This is a genomic window from Pseudarthrobacter sp. NIBRBAC000502771, assembly GCF_006517215.1.
Taxonomy (GTDB): domain Bacteria; phylum Actinomycetota; class Actinomycetes; order Actinomycetales; family Micrococcaceae; genus Arthrobacter; species Arthrobacter niigatensis.
Genome location: NZ_CP041187.1, coordinates 2,424,835 through 2,440,463, shown reverse-complemented (window position 1 = coordinate 2,440,463; position 15,629 = coordinate 2,424,835). Strand labels below are relative to the sequence as shown.

The following is a 15,629-nucleotide window of genomic DNA, read 5'->3' as shown; positions in this document are numbered from 1 at the left end:
CCGCCACATGGCCGACGGCGGCTGCCGGACCTTCGAAAGTCCGGCAGCCACCGTCGTTGTCACCAGTGTGTTCCTGCCCGCCCGGGCAGGGAACGGGCCCCTACTGGACGATGCCCTTGTCCTTCAGCCAGGCGGCAGCTGCGGTCTTGGCGTCCTGCTTCTGGCTGCCGCTGACAGCCCGGTTGAGGTTGATCAGGTCATCGGTGGTAAGGATGCTGGACACAGAATTCAGTGCCTGCTTGGCCTTATCCGTCATCTTGGCCTTGTTGTACAGCGGCAGGACCTGCTGGGCGATGAAGTTGTTCTTGGGATCATCCAGCACCACGAGGTCGTTGTCCGCGATGGACGGAGTGGTGGTGTAGATGTCGGCCACCTGCACCTGGTCCTCCAGGAGGGCCTTGAGCGTCACCGGGCCGCCGCCGTCGCTGAAGGGCTCCAGCTTCTTGGGTTCGCAGTTGTAGTTCTTCTTCAGCCCGGGCAGTCCGTAGGCGCGCTCGGCGAAGGTTGCCGGGGCGCCGACGACAATCTGGCTGCAGACCTTGGCCAGGTCCTCAATGGACTTCAGCTGGTACTTCTCGGCCGTTGCCTTGGTGACCACCATGGCGTCCTTGTCTTCGGCCTTGGAAACGTCCAGGACGCCGAGGCCATCCGGCAGCTTGCCCGGCAGCGCCTTGGCGATGTCGCCGGCGGAGACTTCGGTGGCCTGCTTGTTGACGTAGAGCAGCAGGTTGCCGCTGTAATCCGGCACCACATCCACCGAACCGTCCTGGACAGCCTTGAAGTAGACCTCCCGGGAGCCGATGTTCGGCTTGGTGGTGGCGGTGATTCCGTTGGCGTTCAAGGCGCCGGCGTACAGCTCGGCGATGATCTGGCTTTCCGGGAAGTCGGCGGAGCCCACCACCAGGGAGGTGGCTCCCCCGGAAGCGCCCGCACTGGACGCGGGCGCGTTTTTCAGGGGATCGGACGATCCACCGCAGGCGGACAGCGCCACGGCCAGGCCAAGCCCGGCGGCAAGGCCGGTGAACGCCCGCCTGCCGAGGCGCTGGGGACGGCTATTTTTCATGACTTACCTCCTTGTACAACAGTCTCCGCAACAACGGGGTCTGTGAGATCAACCGCAGCCTCCTGGCTGCGGAAGGACAGCTTCGAGGCCCCTGGTGTCAGGGACAGCCTCTGGAACAGGGACAGGATGAGGTCTACGGCAATGGCCAGCACGGCGATGAGGAGGGAACCTCCCAGCATTTGCGGGAAATCGCTGAGGACAAGTCCGTCAAACAGATACCGACCCAGGCCGCCGAGGTTGATGTAGGCAACCACCGAGACGGTGGCTATCACCTGCAGCACGCCGGTCCGGAAGCCGCCGAACATGACGGTGACGGCGTTGGGCAGTTCCGCCCGGAACAGGACCTGCAGTTCGGTCATGCCCATGGCCCTGGCAGCATCCACAACGTTGCGGTCCACGCTGGAGATGCCCGCGTAGGTTCCGGCCAGGAGTGGCGGGACCGTGAGGATCACCAGGGCCCAGATGGGTGGCATCAGCCCGATGCCGGCCAGCAGCACGAACAGGATCAGCAGGCCCAGGGTGGGCAGGGCACGCAGGGCGCCCGCGAGCGCGACCACGGCCACCCGGCCCCTCCCTGTGTGGCCGACGAACATCCCGACGGGTACTGCAATGGCGGTAGCGATCAGCATGACCAGGCCGGTGTATTGCAGGTGCTCCCCCAGCCTGGCGGGTATGCCCATGCTCCCGGACCAGTGCAGCGGGTCTGCGAGCCAGGCGAAGGTATCGGCGAACACGTTGCTCATGCTGCTTCACCAACTGTGGAAGCAGCGCCATCGGCTTCGGGTGCTCCGGCGGGGACGCCCTGTGTCCCGTGGCCTTGTGTCCCGTGGCCCTGCGGCTTCCCTGCCCGCTCCCACGGGGTGAGGATGCGTTCCAGCAGGACCAGAACCGCGTCCATCAACAGCGCCAGGACCAGGATGGCGATGATGCCCACCACCACCTCGGTGACGAAGTCCCGCTGGAGACCGTCTGTGAAGAGCATGCCCAGGTTGCCGACACCCAGGAGGGCCGCAACGCTGACCAGCGAGATGTTGCTGACGGATACCACCCGGAGGCCGGCGAACATGACGGGGAGGGAGAGCGGGAGGTCCACCTGCAGGAACCGGGCCAGCGGTTTGAAGCCCATGGCCTGCGCAGCCTGGCTGATGTCCGCGTCCACGGAATCGAAGGCGTCCAGGGCCGCGCGCACCAGCAGCGCAACGGCATAGATGGTCAGGGCCACCACCACGTTGAGGGGATCCAGGATCCGGGTCCCGAGGATGGTGGGAAGGATGATGAACAGCGCCAGCGACGGAATCGTGTACAGCAGGGAGGAGGCCGTCAGCACCACGGAGCGAAGGGCATTGTTCCGCCGGGCCAACTGCGCAAGCGGGATGGAAATGATCAGCCCCAGGACCATGGGAACGAGTGCCAGCACCAAGTGCTGTCCGCCGCGCTCCAGGATCATGCCGGTGTTGGCCAGGAACCAATCCATCAGAGGGCAGCCTGCCGCACCTGGCGTGCTTCTTCGATCAGTGCCAGGACCTCGCCGCCGCGGACCACGCCCAGCACTACGCCGTCGGCATCCACGGCAACGCCAAGGCCGGACGGCGAGGAGAGGGCAGAGTCCAGGGCGCGGCGGAGGCTATCTCCGGGACGGAACAGGGAACCGCCGGGAACGAGTTCGGTTTCGGTCCCCGGCGCCGACCAGCCCAGCGGGCGCTTGTCCGCGTCCACCACCAGCTGCCAGCCGCCGGCAGCGCTGGAATCCGACTCATACCCTCCGGAAGCCCTGATGATTGTTGGCACCGGGTGGATGGCCACACCGTCGGACGGGGCAAAGCCGAGGTGGCGGAAGCCGCGGTCGCGCCCCACGAAGGACGCCACGAACTGGTTTGCCGGCGCCCGCAGGATTTCCTCCGGCGAGGCGTACTGGGCCAGCTTGCCGCCGGTGGCGAAGACGGCCACCTTGTCGCCGAGGATGGTGGCTTCGTCAATATCGTGGGTCACGAAGACGATGGTTTTGGCCAGGTCCTTTTGCAGCCGGAGCAGTTCCTGCTGGAGTTCGTCGCGGACCACGGGGTCCACCGCGCTGAACGGCTCGTCCATGAGGAGCACGGGCGGATCTGCGGCGAGTGCGCGGGCCACGCCGACGCGCTGCTGCTGGCCGCCGGAAAGCTGTGACGGGTAGCGCCCGCCCAGGGACGCCGCCAGGCCCACCACGTCCAGGAGTTCCCTGGCGCGCTTGCGGGCTTCCGCTTTTGAGACCCCGTTCAGCCGCGGGACGGTGGCAATGTTATCCAGGACGGAGCGGTGCGGCAGCAGTCCGGCCGACTGCATCACGTAGCCCATGGACCGCCGAAGTTCCGCAGCCGGTACGGACGTGACATCGCGGCCGTCCACGGTGATGGTCCCGGACGTGGGCTCCACCATCCGGTTAATCATCCTGAGCGATGTTGTTTTCCCGCAGCCGGATGGGCCAACGAAAACGGTGACGGACCCTTTGGCAATGGACATGGACAACCCGTCCACCGCCGGCTGGCCACCCGGATACTGCTTGGTAACGCTCTGGAACTCGATCATCGCCTGGTCCATGGTGCGGACTTACCTGTTCTCTTGGACGGGCTGTTCCCAGCACCGCGACACTGCCATAAGCACGCTGATAGTTACGGTAACCCAAACGGGGTCAGGCTTCAGCAGCTGGGGCCCTAATCCGCGCAAAGGAATCCCTACTGTAACCATTCGGTACCCCGGCAGGGATGGATGGGTTTCCCGGGATCCGGCCGTCCGGCGGCTCCTGCGGGGCGCCGCGGCCGGGCCTACAGTGGAGGCGTGACCAACTTGGAAGTTTCGCCCCAGCAGGAAGTTTGCCCGCCCGCCCCGGAAGGAGGGATGTCCGGCCCCTGCCTGCAGCTGTGGCCCGAACGCGAAGTACCCCTGGGCGGGGTCCGCGCCATGAACGTCAAGCGCACGCTGCCCCAGCGCGGCCTTCCCACGATCGGGGCCTGGTGCTTCCTGGACAGTTTCGGCCCGGACCGGACGGCGATGTCCGTCCTTCCCCACCCCCACATCGGGCTGCAGACGGTCACGTGGCCGCTGGCGGGGCATATCCGCCACCGGGACAGCGTGGGCAGCGACGTGGTGGTGCGTCCCGGGGAGCTGAACATCATGACAGCCGGTCGCGGCGTCTCGCACTCCGAGTTCGCTGTGCTTCCTGCCGACGGCGGGGAGTTGCCGGTGCAACGGGGCCTGCAGCTGTGGGTCGCACTTCCTGGCGGGGACCGGCACCGGGAACCGGAATTTGAGCAGCACCGCGAGCTGCCACGCGCCGCCGGACCGGGCTTTACGGTAACGGTCATGGTGGGCGAGTTTGCCGGGGTGGCCTCCCCCGCAACAGTGTTTTCGCCGATCGTCGGCGCGGACATTTCGTGCGAAGGGGAGGCGGCGCTGCCGTTGAACCCCGGCTTTGAGCACGGCATCCTGGTGCTCGACGGCGCCCTGGCGGTGGATGGGCAGGACCTGCCGGCGGGGCCGCTGGGCTACCTCGGCACCGGCCGCAGCGAATTGAGGGTGGCGGCACTGCCCGGTACGAGGTTCCTGCTGATTGGCGGTGAGCCGTTCGCCGAGGAACTGCTGATGTGGTGGAACTTTGTGGGCCGCACGCATGATGAAGTGGAAAAGGCGAGGGACGATTGGGAGGCGCAGGCCGGCCTGCCGGACGCTGAAACAGCAGCGGCCCGTTACGGCCTGGTCCCGGGACACGGACCGGATGCCGGGGCGGAAGCCGGACGCATCCCGGCTCCCCCGCTCCCTGGCGTCCGGCTGACGCCGAGGAAGCGTTCCGTGGGCTAAGCGGGTTCTGCCACCAACTGCAGCACTCCGAATACCGGTTCCTGATCCAGCACCCTGACGTCCGTGACCCCGGTTTCGGCGAGGTGCCGGCGGAAGGACTCCTGCAGGGGTGCCACATTCATGCCCAGCCCGCCGCCCAGGATCACCGGACCTTTGATCTTCAAGAGGCCCAGCACCTGGCCGGCCAAGGCAGCGAGGTCCTGCCCGGCCTGGTCCAACAACGTTGCGCTGTCCCGGTGCCCGGCAGCCGCGGCTTCCACGACGTGCCTGGCCTGCTGCGCCCAGAAGCGCCTCCCGGTGTCCGGTGAGTGGAACAAGGCGATGAGCTTGTTGGGATGGTCCAGCCCGCAGGACACCAGGAGTGCCTCCGTGAGCTGGTCGACTGGCAGCCCCTGGTTCATCCTGCGCAGGCTGTGCCGCACCGCTTCCCTGCCCAGCCAGTAGCCGCTGCCTTCATCCCCCAGCAGGTAGCCCCAGCCGCCGGCCCTGGCCTCACCGCCGTCGGCATTGCGTCCCCAGGCGGCCGAGCCGGTGCCCGCAATGACCGCCACGCCCGTGGTGGCGCGTCCCGCGGCCAGCAGGAGGCGGGAGTCATGGACAACGGTGACACGTGCTCCGGGGGCAAGGGGCTGGATCAGTGCGGCGAGGGCGGCGGCGTCCTCGTCGGTATCGATTCCGCCGGATCCCGCGTACACCCGGTCCACGGGTCCTCCGCCGATCCTGGCGAAAAGGTCCGCGAGGTTGCGTGCGGCCTGCTCCCGGCTGACATTCTGGACGTTCGAGCTTCCGGCCGATTCGTCGGCCACGGGGACACCGTCCTCGAAACGGATACCGTGCGTTTTGGTGCCGCCGATGTCCAGCCCGATCGTGATGCCGTGCAATGGACTGGCCGGGGAACCTGCCGCTTGGTCAAACGGAGCGGCAGGGGGCTTCTGGGTGTTTGTCACGTCACAAGGGTACTTGCCTCGTGCTGTTTGGTGCCCTGGCCCTGGGCCCCGGAAGCCAGCCCGCCGCCGTCGGGCGCTTTCTCCGCTCAGCGTCCTGCCCTGGTGACCAGCCCGGCCAGCAATCCGGCGCCCTGCCCCACCACCATCTCCCGGAAAAGCCGGGCAGGGACCGGTTCGCTCTCCGGTTTCCGGCGGCGCCAGCTCACGCCGACTTCCCGGAAGGCGAGCGGCGAGTCCAGCGGAAGTTCCACCCACCCCAGGTCCCCCGTTTCAGGACGCGGATTCCGGCCGGGGGGATCGCCGCCGGGCGGGAGGATACTGACGCCAAGGCCCGCGGAAACCAGCCCCCGGACGGTATGGGAATCCTGGCTTTCGAAGGCGATCCGCGGGCGGAAGCCGGCCTCGCGGAAAAGTGCATCCGTGAGGGAACGCAGCCCGTAGCCGGGCCCGAGCACCACGACGGGTTCCGTTCGGATGTCGGCCAGCCGGGCCATCCGCTGCCGGGCGAGCGGATGGGCGTGATGCACCACCAGGCGCAGCGGCTCGCGGTACAGGGGTGCGGAGTCCAGGTTCTTGCCCGGGGGCGCAACGGGTGCCGTGAGGGCGAGGTCCGCCTCCCCCGCTGACAACTCATCCAGGCAGGTGTCGCGGGCCCCCTGGCTGAGGCGGAATCCAGTCCCGGGATGCCGTGCCCGGAAGGCACTGATCAGCAGCGGCAGGGTGGCCTCGCCAAAGGTGTGCTGGAAAGACACCGATATTGTGCCCCTGATCACCTCGGATTCATTGCGCACCAGGTCCAGTCCGGCCTGGAACTCTGCGAGCGCCTGCTCGATGTAGGGCAGCAGTGTGCGGGCGGCAGGAGTCAGACGGACACCGCGTCCGTCCCTGACCAGGAGGTCGGTGCCGACGGCGGCGCTGGCCCTCGCCAGCGCCCGGCTCACCGTTGACTGGGGTACTCCGAGCAGTTCCGCCGTTTCCGTCACGTGCTCGGTCCGGCCCAGCTCTGCAAGCACCGGCAGCAGCGGGAGCAACTGCGCCAGTTGTTTCCGGTCCGGCTCCATCGGCAGTTCCTTCCAGGCAAAAACAATCAATATTTGCTATCACTTTGGCATAAAGCATGCATTGGAGGCATTCATCTACCGGGACTACGCTGGCTGGATGCCTCAGAACGCAAGCGCCGGAACTGATGCGTCGCCTCTCTGGACCGGCCACGCCAAGGGATCCAGGGCGTACGGGCGGATCCTTGCCGGCCTGTCCTGCGCGGGCGTGGCCACCTTTGCCCAGCTCTATTCCACCCAGGCGGTCCTCCCCCTCCTGGCCGCGGACCTGCGCATCACGGCCGCCGAGGCCGCCCTCACCATTTCGCTCGCCACCGTTGGCCTGGCTGCCACGGTGATCCCGTGGTCCTTCCTGGCGGACAGGATCGGCCGGGTCAAGGCGATGATGTGGGGTATCACCGCGGCCACCGTCCTGGGGCTGCTGGTGCCGATGGCCAGCAGCTTCCCCATGCTGCTGGCGCTGCGGCTCCTCGAGGGAATGGCCCTGGGCGGCATTCCCGCCATCGCCATTGCCTACCTCAACGAGGAAGTCAGCAAAGCCCACGCAGCCCTTGCCGCGGGAAGCTATGTTGCCGGCACCACACTGGGAGGACTGTCCGGGCGGCTGGTCGCGGGGCCGGTTGGGGAGATCTGGGGGTGGCGGTCGGCAGCCCTGGCCGTGTCCCTCCTGGCGACGGTTGCCGCCGTCGCCTTCCTTGTCCTGGTACCGCGGGCCCGGGGGTTCCTCCCGGCCCAGGCCTCCGGCTTCCGCAGTGCGGTCCGGACTCTCGGCGGACACTTGCGGAACGTCAGGCTGCTGGCCCTGTACGCGCAGGCCTTCCTGATGATGGGCGGATTCGTGGCCGTCTACAACTACCTGGGCTTCCGGTTGTCCGGTGCACCGTTTGGGCTTCCGGCCACGGTCATCAGCCTGATCTTCCTGGCCTACCTGTCCGGCACCTTCTCCTCCCGCTGGGCCGCGGGCATGACCACCAGGTACGGCCGCCGGAACGTGCTGCTGGCAGGACTGGCGCTTGCCCTGGCAGGACTTGCCCTGACCCTCACCCAGTCCCTGGTCCTGATCCTGGCCGGGCTTGTGGTGTTTACCGGCGGCTTCTTCGCCGCCCACAGCATCGGCTCCGGCTGGACGGGCGCCATCGCCAGGACCGGACGGGCGCAGGCGGCGTCTCTGTACAACCTTGCCTACTACCTCGGCTCCAGCCTGCTGGGCTGGGCCGGCGGCCTGGTCTTCCAGGCCTGGGGGTGGAACGCCCTTGCGGGAGCGGTCATGGTCCTGGCGTGCCTGACTGCGGCAACTGTCGCCGTCGTCCATCCCGGGACAGAGCACACCCTGACGCCGTAACCTGCCGGCGAATTAACCGGTTACGAGCAGCCCCCGGGGTGTCAGGATGTTCGGCAGGACGCGCTCCTGCTGCGCAGCTTGCGGCGATTCTGCGGTCTAGGATGAACTAGGACCGCTTGGAAGGAACCGCAGTGAGTACGAATGCAAGGAACACCAGGCCCGGGGCGCACCTGGAGCCGCTGGACGCCATCGACGAGCGTCTCCTCGCGGCCCTGGTGGCGGATGCCAGGATTTCGAACAAACAGCTCGCCGAGATGGTGGGAATCGCCCCCTCCACAGCCCTGATGCGCACCCGTGCCCTTTCGGAGCGTGGCATCGTCCAGGGTTACGAGGCGAAGCTGAGCCTGTCAGCCATCGGCAGGTCCGTGCAGGCACTGGTGGCTGTTCGGCTCCGCGCCCACGACCGCGACCAGATCGACCGCTTCACCGCCCGGGTGCCGCACCTGCCCGCAGTTCTTTCCACATTCCACACCTCAGGTTCGGTCGACTACCTGCTGCACATCGCCGTCGGGAGCACCGAAGACCTGCGGGACTGGGTCCTGGACAACCTGGCCACCGACCCCGTGGTGGGCCACACCGAAACCACCCTCGTCTTCGAACACATCCAGGGCAACCACGGACCACTTCCGGACTAGCACCCGGGGCGGCCGGGGCCGTTCAGGAAACCTTCCGCCGTGCCGATTGCACCAGCGTCACGGCTGCAAGTCCCAAGGCCGCCCCGCCGCAGAGCAGGACGAAGCCCTGCACGGCCGCTGCCATCCCAAACGCCGCGCTGGCCCAGCCCAGCCCCAGGACGGGGACTGCGCTTCCCAGGTAGGTGATCACATAGACGGTGCTGATGATCTGCGCATGGCGGGCCGGTTCCACGCGGGCCGCCACATCGTTAAAGACGGTCCGGAACGCCAGCCCCTGCCCCACCCCGGCGGCGACGGCGGCGCTGACCAGCATCATGGGACTGTGCCAGGCCCCTGCGGCACCCAGCAGCATGACAGAGACGCCCAGGACCGCCAGGCCAGCCGGTACCGTCCGCCGGCCGTGCACGGTCACCAACTGGCTAAGGGCCGACGCACCGAGCGGCAGGCCCGCGAGGACGCCGATCAGTGGCCGGGAGTCGGTGCCCAGGACCTGTGCGAAGTAACCCGGGGCCAGTGAGAGTGAGAAGCCGAACACGGCGAAGCTGAGGAAGCCGACGCCGGATGCCAGCCAAAAGGGGCCCCTCGCCTGCCGCGACACGGAGGGCCGGCGGGGCGCCAGGGCATGCAGCGGCCGGGACACCGCGGGAACCATGATGGCCGGGCGGGCACGGATCAGGTACAGCGGCACCAGCAGCCCGGCCATCAGCAGGGAATGGACGGCATAAGGTGCCGTGGTGGCTCCGGGAAGCAGCGACAGCAGGCCGCCGATCACGGGTCCCGCCGCCACTCCCCCGGACGAGGCCAGCAGCGTAAAGCGCGAAGCCCACTCTGGCCGGGACGGAAGCAACTCCCGCAGGGCGGCCGCGCTGGCTCCCGTGGCAAGCGCAACTGCCGCGCCCTGAAGTGCCCGGCCGGCGCACAGTGCGGCCAGCGAGTGGGCTTCGGCAAAGATCCAGCCGCCCGCCAGTCCCGTCAGCACGGCGACCAGGAGGGCCGCCCGGCGGCCGATGTGGTCCGACCAGTGCCCGGCCAGGAGCAGTGTTCCCACCAGCGCCAGGACGTAGCTGGCGAACGCTGCGGTCACCTCCAGGCTGGACAGTCCCAGGTTGGCCTGGAGCAGCGGATACAGCGGGGTGGCGAGGTTGGCGCCCACCAGGAGCATGAAGATCACCGCGCCGGAGATCACCAGCCGCGCAGTGGTGGAGGCATTCCAACCGCGGGGCATGGCTGTCGCCGGACGCATGCGCAATTCGCTGAAGACCGTCATTTGTGCCGCCTTAGGGGTTCGCCGCGGCGGGTGGTCCTTGTGGGAGCCCGGCGCGGATACAACTGTGTTGGTTCAAGAGTGCGGCAGTGCTGAGTAATTCATCCAATAACAGGTGGATAATTGAGCAAAATAGTCAACATGGGCATCCCTGGATGATGGAGAGTGACGTTCTTGAACAAATTGGACCCCACCGATTTGAGGATTCTGCTGGCGCTCATCAGGGATCCCCGGATCCAGATCGGAGAGCTCAGCGATTCCCTGGGCATCGCCCGCAACACGGCGCAGTCGCGTGTGCGGCGCCTCCTCCGCGCCGGCGTACTGCGGCCGGGCGGCCGCGAGGTTGACCTTGAGGCGGTGGGTTACGACGTCGTGGCGTTCGTGACCATCGAAGTTTCCCACCGCGAGCTCGACGGCGTCGTGGGGGCGCTGCGCCTCATTCCGCAGGTTCTGGAAGTCCACGAAATTTCCGGCCGCGGGGACGTCTGGTGCCGGGTGGTAGCCACCGATACCCACAACCTGCAGTCCTCCCTGCGGCAGGTCCTGAGGATCAAGGGGGTCATCCGGACAGAAACCGTCCTGGCCCTGCACACCCACATCCCGTACCGGACCGAACCCCTCATCAGCGGTCTCAGCAGTGCCGCCGCCCCGGCTAGGATTTCCTGAATGACCATCATCGATAACGCCGTCTACGTCAACGGCGTCCGCCACGCGGAGCCCGAAAGCCTTGAACAGACCTTCGAGACCCTCGCCAGGCACGGAGGTATGGCCTGGATCGGGCTGTACCGGCCCACCGCGGAAGAGATGACCGCCGTCGCCAACGAATTCGGCCTTCACGCCCTGGCAGTGGAGGACGCCGTGTCGGCCCACCAACGCCCCAAGCTTGAACGGTACGACGACAACCTCTTCACCGTCCTGCGGCCCGCAAGGTACCTGGACGTGGATGAGACGGTGGAGTTCGGCGAGCTGCACGTCTTCACCGGGAAGAACTTCGTCGTGACCGTCCGGCACGCGGAAACGGCTGGCGTGGCCCGGGTGCGGCAGCGGCTGGAGGCACGGCCGGACCTGCTCCAGCACGGGCCGGAAGCGGTTCTGTACGCCCTGCTGGACCGTGTGGTGGACGACTACGCTCCGGTGGTGGCCGGACTGGAAAACGATATTGACGAGATCGAGGACCAACTGTTCAGCGGCGATTCCTCGGTGTCGCGCCGGATTTACGAACTGGCGCGGGAAGTAATCCAGTTCCAGCGTGCCATCCATCCCCTGCCGGAGATGCTGGACCAGTTGAAGAAAGGCTTCGAGAAGTACGGGGTGGAAACCGAACTGCGGCACAACCTGCGCGACGTTGAGGACCACGTGGAGCGGGTGATCTCCCGGGCCGACTCGTTCCGGGACTTGCTGCAGAACGCCCTGACCCTGGACGGAACCCTGACCGCCAACCGGCAGAACGAGGCCAGCGCCGAGCAGAACGAACAGGTCAAGAAGATCTCATCCTGGGCAGCAATCCTGTTTGCGCCGTCCTTCGTCGCCGGCATCTATGGGATGAACTTCGACAACATGCCCGAACTCCACTGGGCCGCGGGCTATCCCTACGCCTTGATCCTCATGGTTGCGGCCGGGGCCCTCATGTACGGAATCTTCAAGAAGAAGGGCTGGATCTAGGGCCGGATGTCCCGGTGCCGGAACTTCCAGCCCGGGGTCTAGCCGGCGCCGCTCAGGCGGCCGCTCCGGCGCCCCGGACGCTCTTTGCCCGGGCCGGCCGGCCCGCGGCCAGCGCAACCCGGGCGTTGCCCGCGGCGTGGACGATGGCAGCTACAACCAGGAACGCAACCAGCACCTGTGCGGTGGAAACAAACACCGTCGCCCACCCGCCGTCGAGCGTTGGATCGAGGAAGTCGTAGACGTACCACCCGTCGAGACCCCCTCGGATCCAGGAGAACGCCAGGAAGGCCACGGGGTAGCCCAGCCACGCCAAGGGCCGCCACCACGTCCCGCGGACGGTCCTGGTGACCAGGAGCCAATCGAGCGCGGTCACCAGCGGAGCAAGGCGGTGGTGGACCATTTGGGGCCAGTACAGGTCCCAGCTCCACCAAGGCTCCCCCGGCGGAGCCACCAGCACAACGTAGATAATCCCCGTCATCACCAGGTACAGGACCAGAGCGCCGAAAAGGTGGTCCCACCACAGTGGCAGCCGGCTCCGTGGCCGGACACCCGAAAGCATCAAAACGAGCCCTAGGGCAAGGTTCCCCTGCACGGTGAACTCCGAGAACAGTTGGGCAACATCCACATCGTTACCGGGAAGGGTGGCGTCAAAGGTCTTCTGGACCAGCGCTGCGAGCACGAAAATCCCGACGGCGATGCGCACGGCCCGGATCCAGGGGCGGTCAGGGTGCAGGGCACGGTTGGCGGCAATGTTCCTGCGGACGGGCGGAAGAAACTCCCCGGGACCGGATGCGGATTCTCTGCGGCTCATGGGGAAAGCATGGTGCGGCCTGCCGCCGGCGGGCTAGGGTCTTTCGGCCGTCCGGGTCATCCGCGGGCCGGGCTGGGAGTTCTTAGTCCGGCAGGCGGATGTTGGTCAGGCGTTCGTTTTGCGCTTCAGCCAGCCCCAGACGCCGGTGGCGACGAACAGGACCAGCCCGATGATGGCGAGCCAGATGAGGCCTTTGACGACGAAGCCGACGATGGACAGGATGAGCCAGATGACCAGAAGGCCGATGATGATTCCCATGGACCCACTCTAGGCCGCCAAATTTCCCCTGCCCTCATCAGTAGCCGCGTTTTGCACTTCTGCGGCTGGATCGTGCCCCGCCAGCACGAGTACCACCGGACGAACCTTCCAGTGTTACTGACGGGCTTCTGGAAGTCATAGACCATCCCGAACAACAAGACCGGCCGCTGGACTGGGTGTTCGTCATTCGCGGGACAGCATTCATGGTCCTCCGGCTCACGGTCGCAGTCATTGGATGGCGATCCAGGTGGAGCGGTGGCCGCCATCGGGAAGTGCCTCGGACGCGGCCTCGGAACCGTCCTTAGGGCCTGCTAGTCCACCTCGAAGATCACGGATTCGACGGTAGCGCCAGCATCCTGAGGCGGTCATCCCTGGACCCTGATCTACGCCGGTGCCCGCACCGCGCGCCCCTACTGGTCAGGTGGAGGGAGCCTGCGTTCCTTTGGACGAAGCAAAATCAATCTCCGGAGGTTGAGGCGAGCAGTTCACGAAGCTGGCCGACCGGGTCAGGGACCTCGGGTCCGTGTGAGAAGAGCATCCTGGCGGGTTGCAACTCGGAGAGTCTCCGCAGTGAGACTTCGGCTTTTGCAGCATCCGCGGTGAACTGTGACGGCGCCCTGGCCATAGTCCCGGTAACAGTCCCGACTGCGTCACCGACAAAGAGAATCCGTTCCTCTTCATGCAGAAGGCTGATGTGGCCCTTCGTGTGTCCTGGCGTCTGCAGCACACGTAGGCCACGAACATTATCGCCTTCCGAAGCTGGGCGAAGCGGCGCCTTTGAAAGTATGTCCCCAATATCTGGTGCGCCGGCCCAGAAGGTGGCACGTTGGGCTTTCGAGGCCACCTGGTCCAAGCCGCCGACGTGGTCCGCGTGTGAATGGGTCAGAATGACGTCAGTGACGTCCGACCAAGTCGCACCAACCCGCCCCAGCGCTTGACCTGTTTCGGGAGCACCGCCCTCAGGCCCTGCATCGACCAATACCAGTCCGGTTGAGCCGCCTATATTGGGAGGGATGTCCGGCTGATAAGCACCTGCCGTTAGTCCCTGTTGGACTCCTGCCGGCTCAGGGTATCCCTTGAGGGCAGTTGCGCCGTGTCAGCCAGCCTGACAGACCAGGAGCACCCATGGCAGGAGACACTCCCTCATTGAGCACCGGCCACATGCGTGCAGGGATGAGTCCTTTGCAACGGGTTCTGGTGCTCGTTCTGTTGGCCGCGGTTGCGAACCTCTTCGCCGCCTTCGTCCTTGATGCCGCCACCGGGTGGGACAGCATGTACCGTCGGCTCGGCGGTGTCCTGGTGTTCACCGCCATGGCGGTTGCTGTTGCCGCCTTCACGCGATTCCCCTTCACGTGGAACGTCCGGTCCGGCCGGCTGCTGAGCCTGCCGGCGGTCCTGGCCGTACTCCCGGTATTCGCCAGTGTGCAGTCGGTCGAAACGACCGTCCTCACCGCCATTGTGATCCGAGAAGGAACTTCAGACCCGCAGGGCCTCTGCATGCTTTGAAGCCCGGCCAGCAGCATAATGGAAAACCGCTGAAAATTGTGGAGCTAAGGAGATTCGAACTCCTGACCTCTTCGATGCGAACGAAGCGCTCTACCAACTGAGCTATAGCCCCGGACGAATCCGCGTCCTGCAGGTTTGTTGCCTGCCGGTGCGGAACCGGTGTCCCTAGGCTACAAATTTTCGTAGCCCAACGCCAATTGACGCGCGGGAGCTGGGGCGGCGCCCCGCAACCCTATGCGCGGCGGCGCTGCAGGACGTCGTCGAGGTTGCTGAGGGCGCTTTGGGCTTTGGACAGCTGCTGCGCTTCCGTTGCGGCAGCTGCCTCAACGGCCGGAGCGGAGGTGGCGCCCTGTTTCAGCGAGGGCTTCCCCACTGCCTTTGGTGCTTCCGGGAGCTCCAGCGGCTTCGGTTCGGGACGCTCGGCCTTGGGAGCCTCAACATAGACGGGCTTGGGAACCTCTACGGGCTCCCATGGGGTGTTCAAGGGAACGGCAGGTGCGGACGCTCCTGCGCTGGTGTCGCCGGCCGCAATGGCGACGGCGAGGGCTGCTTCCCGCAGCTCCACAGCGGTAAGTGGCTTGGCCTTCGGCTCTCCTGCCTCGGCGTCGAAAAGCGGGCTGTCACGCCGTGTGGGGGCGCTTTCAATCTTCGGCGGGATTGCCTCGGCGGTGTCGGGACGGCGCGCCGGGGCGCTCATCGCGGAGCGGAAGGCGGCGTCCACCTTCGCCTTGCGGTCACGGACGGCGAGCCAGCGCAGCAGTGCCACGGACGCAACCGTCAGCAGGGTGCAGGTGAGCGGAAGGGCGGGCGAACCGATGCCGAAAAGGAGAATCACGCCGGAGATGAAGGCGGTGACGAGTGACAGCAGCCCCACGAGAGCCAACGATGTCCGGCCGTAGCGGATGCGGAATGGCGCCGCAGGTGGAGTACTTGCAGTGCCGGCAGCGGATGCGGCGCTCTGCCTGGGTTCCATGGCTTTCTCCTGCTGGGCGGCGACGTTTCGGACCAGGCCGGACTGGGGGTCCGGCCGCTCATCGGCGGGGGCGTCTGCGAGGAACTCGACGGCGGGCTGGAACTTTTGCCGGCGGTTCCGGAGGACGTAGGGGGCAACCCACACAATCCAGAGCGCGACGGCAACCACAAGGATCACTGAGCTGCTAAGGGGGAAGTCCACACTCAAAACCGTATGAGCATCATGCCTGCTCAGGCCGCATTAGCCGCGGTGTGTCGTGTCCGCATAGGCAAACCGTTG

General features: G+C 66.5%; 17 protein-coding genes and 1 tRNA gene. 6 read left to right on the top strand and 12 right to left on the bottom strand.

The window, feature by feature from the left end; all coding sequences use genetic code 11:
- Nucleotides 1-100: 100 nt before the first annotated feature.
- From NIBR502771_RS11485 to NIBR502771_RS11470, 4 genes are read right to left on the bottom strand one after another with little or no spacing between them, the layout of a single operon-like run.
- A complete protein-coding gene (locus NIBR502771_RS11485) occupies nucleotides 101-1,063 on the bottom strand; it encodes an ABC transporter substrate-binding protein (protein ID WP_141159863.1) in 963 nt (320 codons plus the stop codon).
- Entirely contained in the window at nucleotides 1,060-1,806 is a 747-nt protein-coding gene (locus NIBR502771_RS11480) for an ABC transporter permease (protein WP_141159862.1), read from the bottom strand. The genes NIBR502771_RS11485 and NIBR502771_RS11480 overlap by 4 nt, the downstream gene beginning before the upstream one ends.
- Nucleotides 1,803-2,537 (bottom strand): ABC transporter permease, encoded by a 735-nt coding sequence (locus NIBR502771_RS11475; protein WP_141159861.1) that lies wholly within the window; start codon nucleotides 2,535-2,537, stop codon nucleotides 1,803-1,805. The genes NIBR502771_RS11480 and NIBR502771_RS11475 overlap by 4 nt, the downstream gene beginning before the upstream one ends.
- Entirely contained in the window at nucleotides 2,537-3,637 is a 1,101-nt protein-coding gene (locus NIBR502771_RS11470) for an ABC transporter ATP-binding protein (RefSeq protein ID WP_141159860.1), read from the bottom strand. Before NIBR502771_RS11470 ends, NIBR502771_RS11475 begins: the two co-directional genes overlap by 1 nt.
- A gap of 237 nt (nucleotides 3,638-3,874) precedes the next feature.
- Here NIBR502771_RS11470 and NIBR502771_RS11465 point away from each other — a divergent pair, with 237 nt between their 5' ends.
- The gene (locus tag NIBR502771_RS11465) at nucleotides 3,875-4,894 is read left to right on the top strand and encodes a pirin family protein (RefSeq protein ID WP_141159859.1); all 1,020 of its coding nucleotides are present in this window, start codon (nucleotides 3,875-3,877) and stop codon (nucleotides 4,892-4,894) included.
- On the opposite strand, the gene NIBR502771_RS11460 is transcribed toward NIBR502771_RS11465, so the two are convergent.
- Nucleotides 4,891-5,841 carry an N-acetylglucosamine kinase gene (locus tag NIBR502771_RS11460; RefSeq protein WP_141159858.1) on the bottom strand — a complete coding sequence of 317 codons (951 nt, stop codon included), beginning with the start codon at nucleotides 5,839-5,841 and terminating at the stop codon, nucleotides 4,891-4,893. The genes NIBR502771_RS11465 and NIBR502771_RS11460 overlap by 4 nt on opposite strands.
- 86 nt (nucleotides 5,842-5,927) lie before the next feature.
- Nucleotides 5,928-6,902, bottom strand: coding sequence for a LysR family transcriptional regulator (locus NIBR502771_RS11455; protein WP_141159857.1), 975 nt, complete (start codon nucleotides 6,900-6,902; stop codon nucleotides 5,928-5,930).
- Nucleotides 6,903-6,999: 97 nt separating this feature from the next.
- Between NIBR502771_RS11455 and NIBR502771_RS11450 the strand changes: the two genes are divergently transcribed.
- Both NIBR502771_RS11450 and NIBR502771_RS11445 read left to right on the top strand, forming a co-directional pair.
- Nucleotides 7,000-8,241 carry an MFS transporter gene (locus NIBR502771_RS11450; RefSeq protein WP_141159856.1) on the top strand — a complete coding sequence of 414 codons (1,242 nt, stop codon included), beginning with the start codon at nucleotides 7,000-7,002 and terminating at the stop codon, nucleotides 8,239-8,241.
- A 131-nt stretch (nucleotides 8,242-8,372) separates the two neighbouring features.
- On the top strand, nucleotides 8,373-8,876 hold the full coding sequence (locus tag NIBR502771_RS11445) for an Lrp/AsnC family transcriptional regulator (protein ID WP_026265760.1): 504 nt from the start codon (nucleotides 8,373-8,375) through the stop codon (nucleotides 8,874-8,876).
- A 22-nt stretch (nucleotides 8,877-8,898) separates the two neighbouring features.
- On the opposite strand, the gene NIBR502771_RS11440 is transcribed toward NIBR502771_RS11445, so the two are convergent.
- A complete protein-coding gene (locus NIBR502771_RS11440) occupies nucleotides 8,899-10,143 on the bottom strand; it encodes an MFS transporter (RefSeq protein ID WP_141159855.1) in 1,245 nt (414 codons plus the stop codon).
- A 171-nt stretch (nucleotides 10,144-10,314) separates the two neighbouring features.
- Between NIBR502771_RS11440 and NIBR502771_RS11435 the strand changes: the two genes are divergently transcribed.
- Nucleotides 10,315-10,806, top strand: coding sequence for an Lrp/AsnC family transcriptional regulator (locus NIBR502771_RS11435; protein ID WP_210411212.1), 492 nt, complete (start codon nucleotides 10,315-10,317; stop codon nucleotides 10,804-10,806).
- Entirely contained in the window at nucleotides 10,807-11,802 is a 996-nt protein-coding gene (gene corA / locus NIBR502771_RS11430; RefSeq protein ID WP_141159853.1) for a magnesium/cobalt transporter CorA, read from the top strand.
- Nucleotides 11,803-11,854: 52 nt separating this feature from the next.
- On the opposite strand, the gene NIBR502771_RS11425 is transcribed toward corA, so the two are convergent.
- The 3 genes from NIBR502771_RS11425 to NIBR502771_RS21225 all read right to left on the bottom strand — a co-directional run bounded on the left by NIBR502771_RS11425 (nucleotide 11,855) and on the right by NIBR502771_RS21225 (nucleotide 13,850).
- A complete protein-coding gene (locus tag NIBR502771_RS11425) occupies nucleotides 11,855-12,613 on the bottom strand; it encodes a Pr6Pr family membrane protein (RefSeq protein WP_141159852.1) in 759 nt (252 codons plus the stop codon).
- Between the two features lie 105 nt (nucleotides 12,614-12,718).
- Nucleotides 12,719-12,871 carry an LPXTG cell wall anchor domain-containing protein gene (locus tag NIBR502771_RS11420; RefSeq protein ID WP_141159851.1) on the bottom strand — a complete coding sequence of 51 codons (153 nt, stop codon included), beginning with the start codon at nucleotides 12,869-12,871 and terminating at the stop codon, nucleotides 12,719-12,721.
- A gap of 457 nt (nucleotides 12,872-13,328) precedes the next feature.
- The gene (locus tag NIBR502771_RS21225; protein WP_168225741.1) at nucleotides 13,329-13,850 is read right to left on the bottom strand and encodes an MBL fold metallo-hydrolase; all 522 of its coding nucleotides are present in this window, start codon (nucleotides 13,848-13,850) and stop codon (nucleotides 13,329-13,331) included.
- Nucleotides 13,851-13,996: 146 nt separating this feature from the next.
- On the opposite strand from NIBR502771_RS21225, the gene NIBR502771_RS11410 reads away from it, so the two are divergent.
- Nucleotides 13,997-14,377: a hypothetical protein gene (locus NIBR502771_RS11410; RefSeq protein WP_141159850.1), complete on the top strand. Its 381-nt coding sequence runs from the start codon at nucleotides 13,997-13,999 to the stop codon at nucleotides 14,375-14,377.
- 39 nt (nucleotides 14,378-14,416) lie between these two features.
- Here the strand turns inward: NIBR502771_RS11410 and NIBR502771_RS11405 are convergent.
- Nucleotides 14,417-14,489: transfer RNA gene (locus tag NIBR502771_RS11405), tRNA-Ala, on the bottom strand.
- 120 nt (nucleotides 14,490-14,609) lie between these two features.
- Nucleotides 14,610-15,551, bottom strand: a complete 942-nt coding sequence (locus NIBR502771_RS11400) for a hypothetical protein (protein WP_246839648.1) — start codon at nucleotides 15,549-15,551, stop codon at nucleotides 14,610-14,612.
- Between the last annotated feature and the right edge of the window lie 78 nt (nucleotides 15,552-15,629).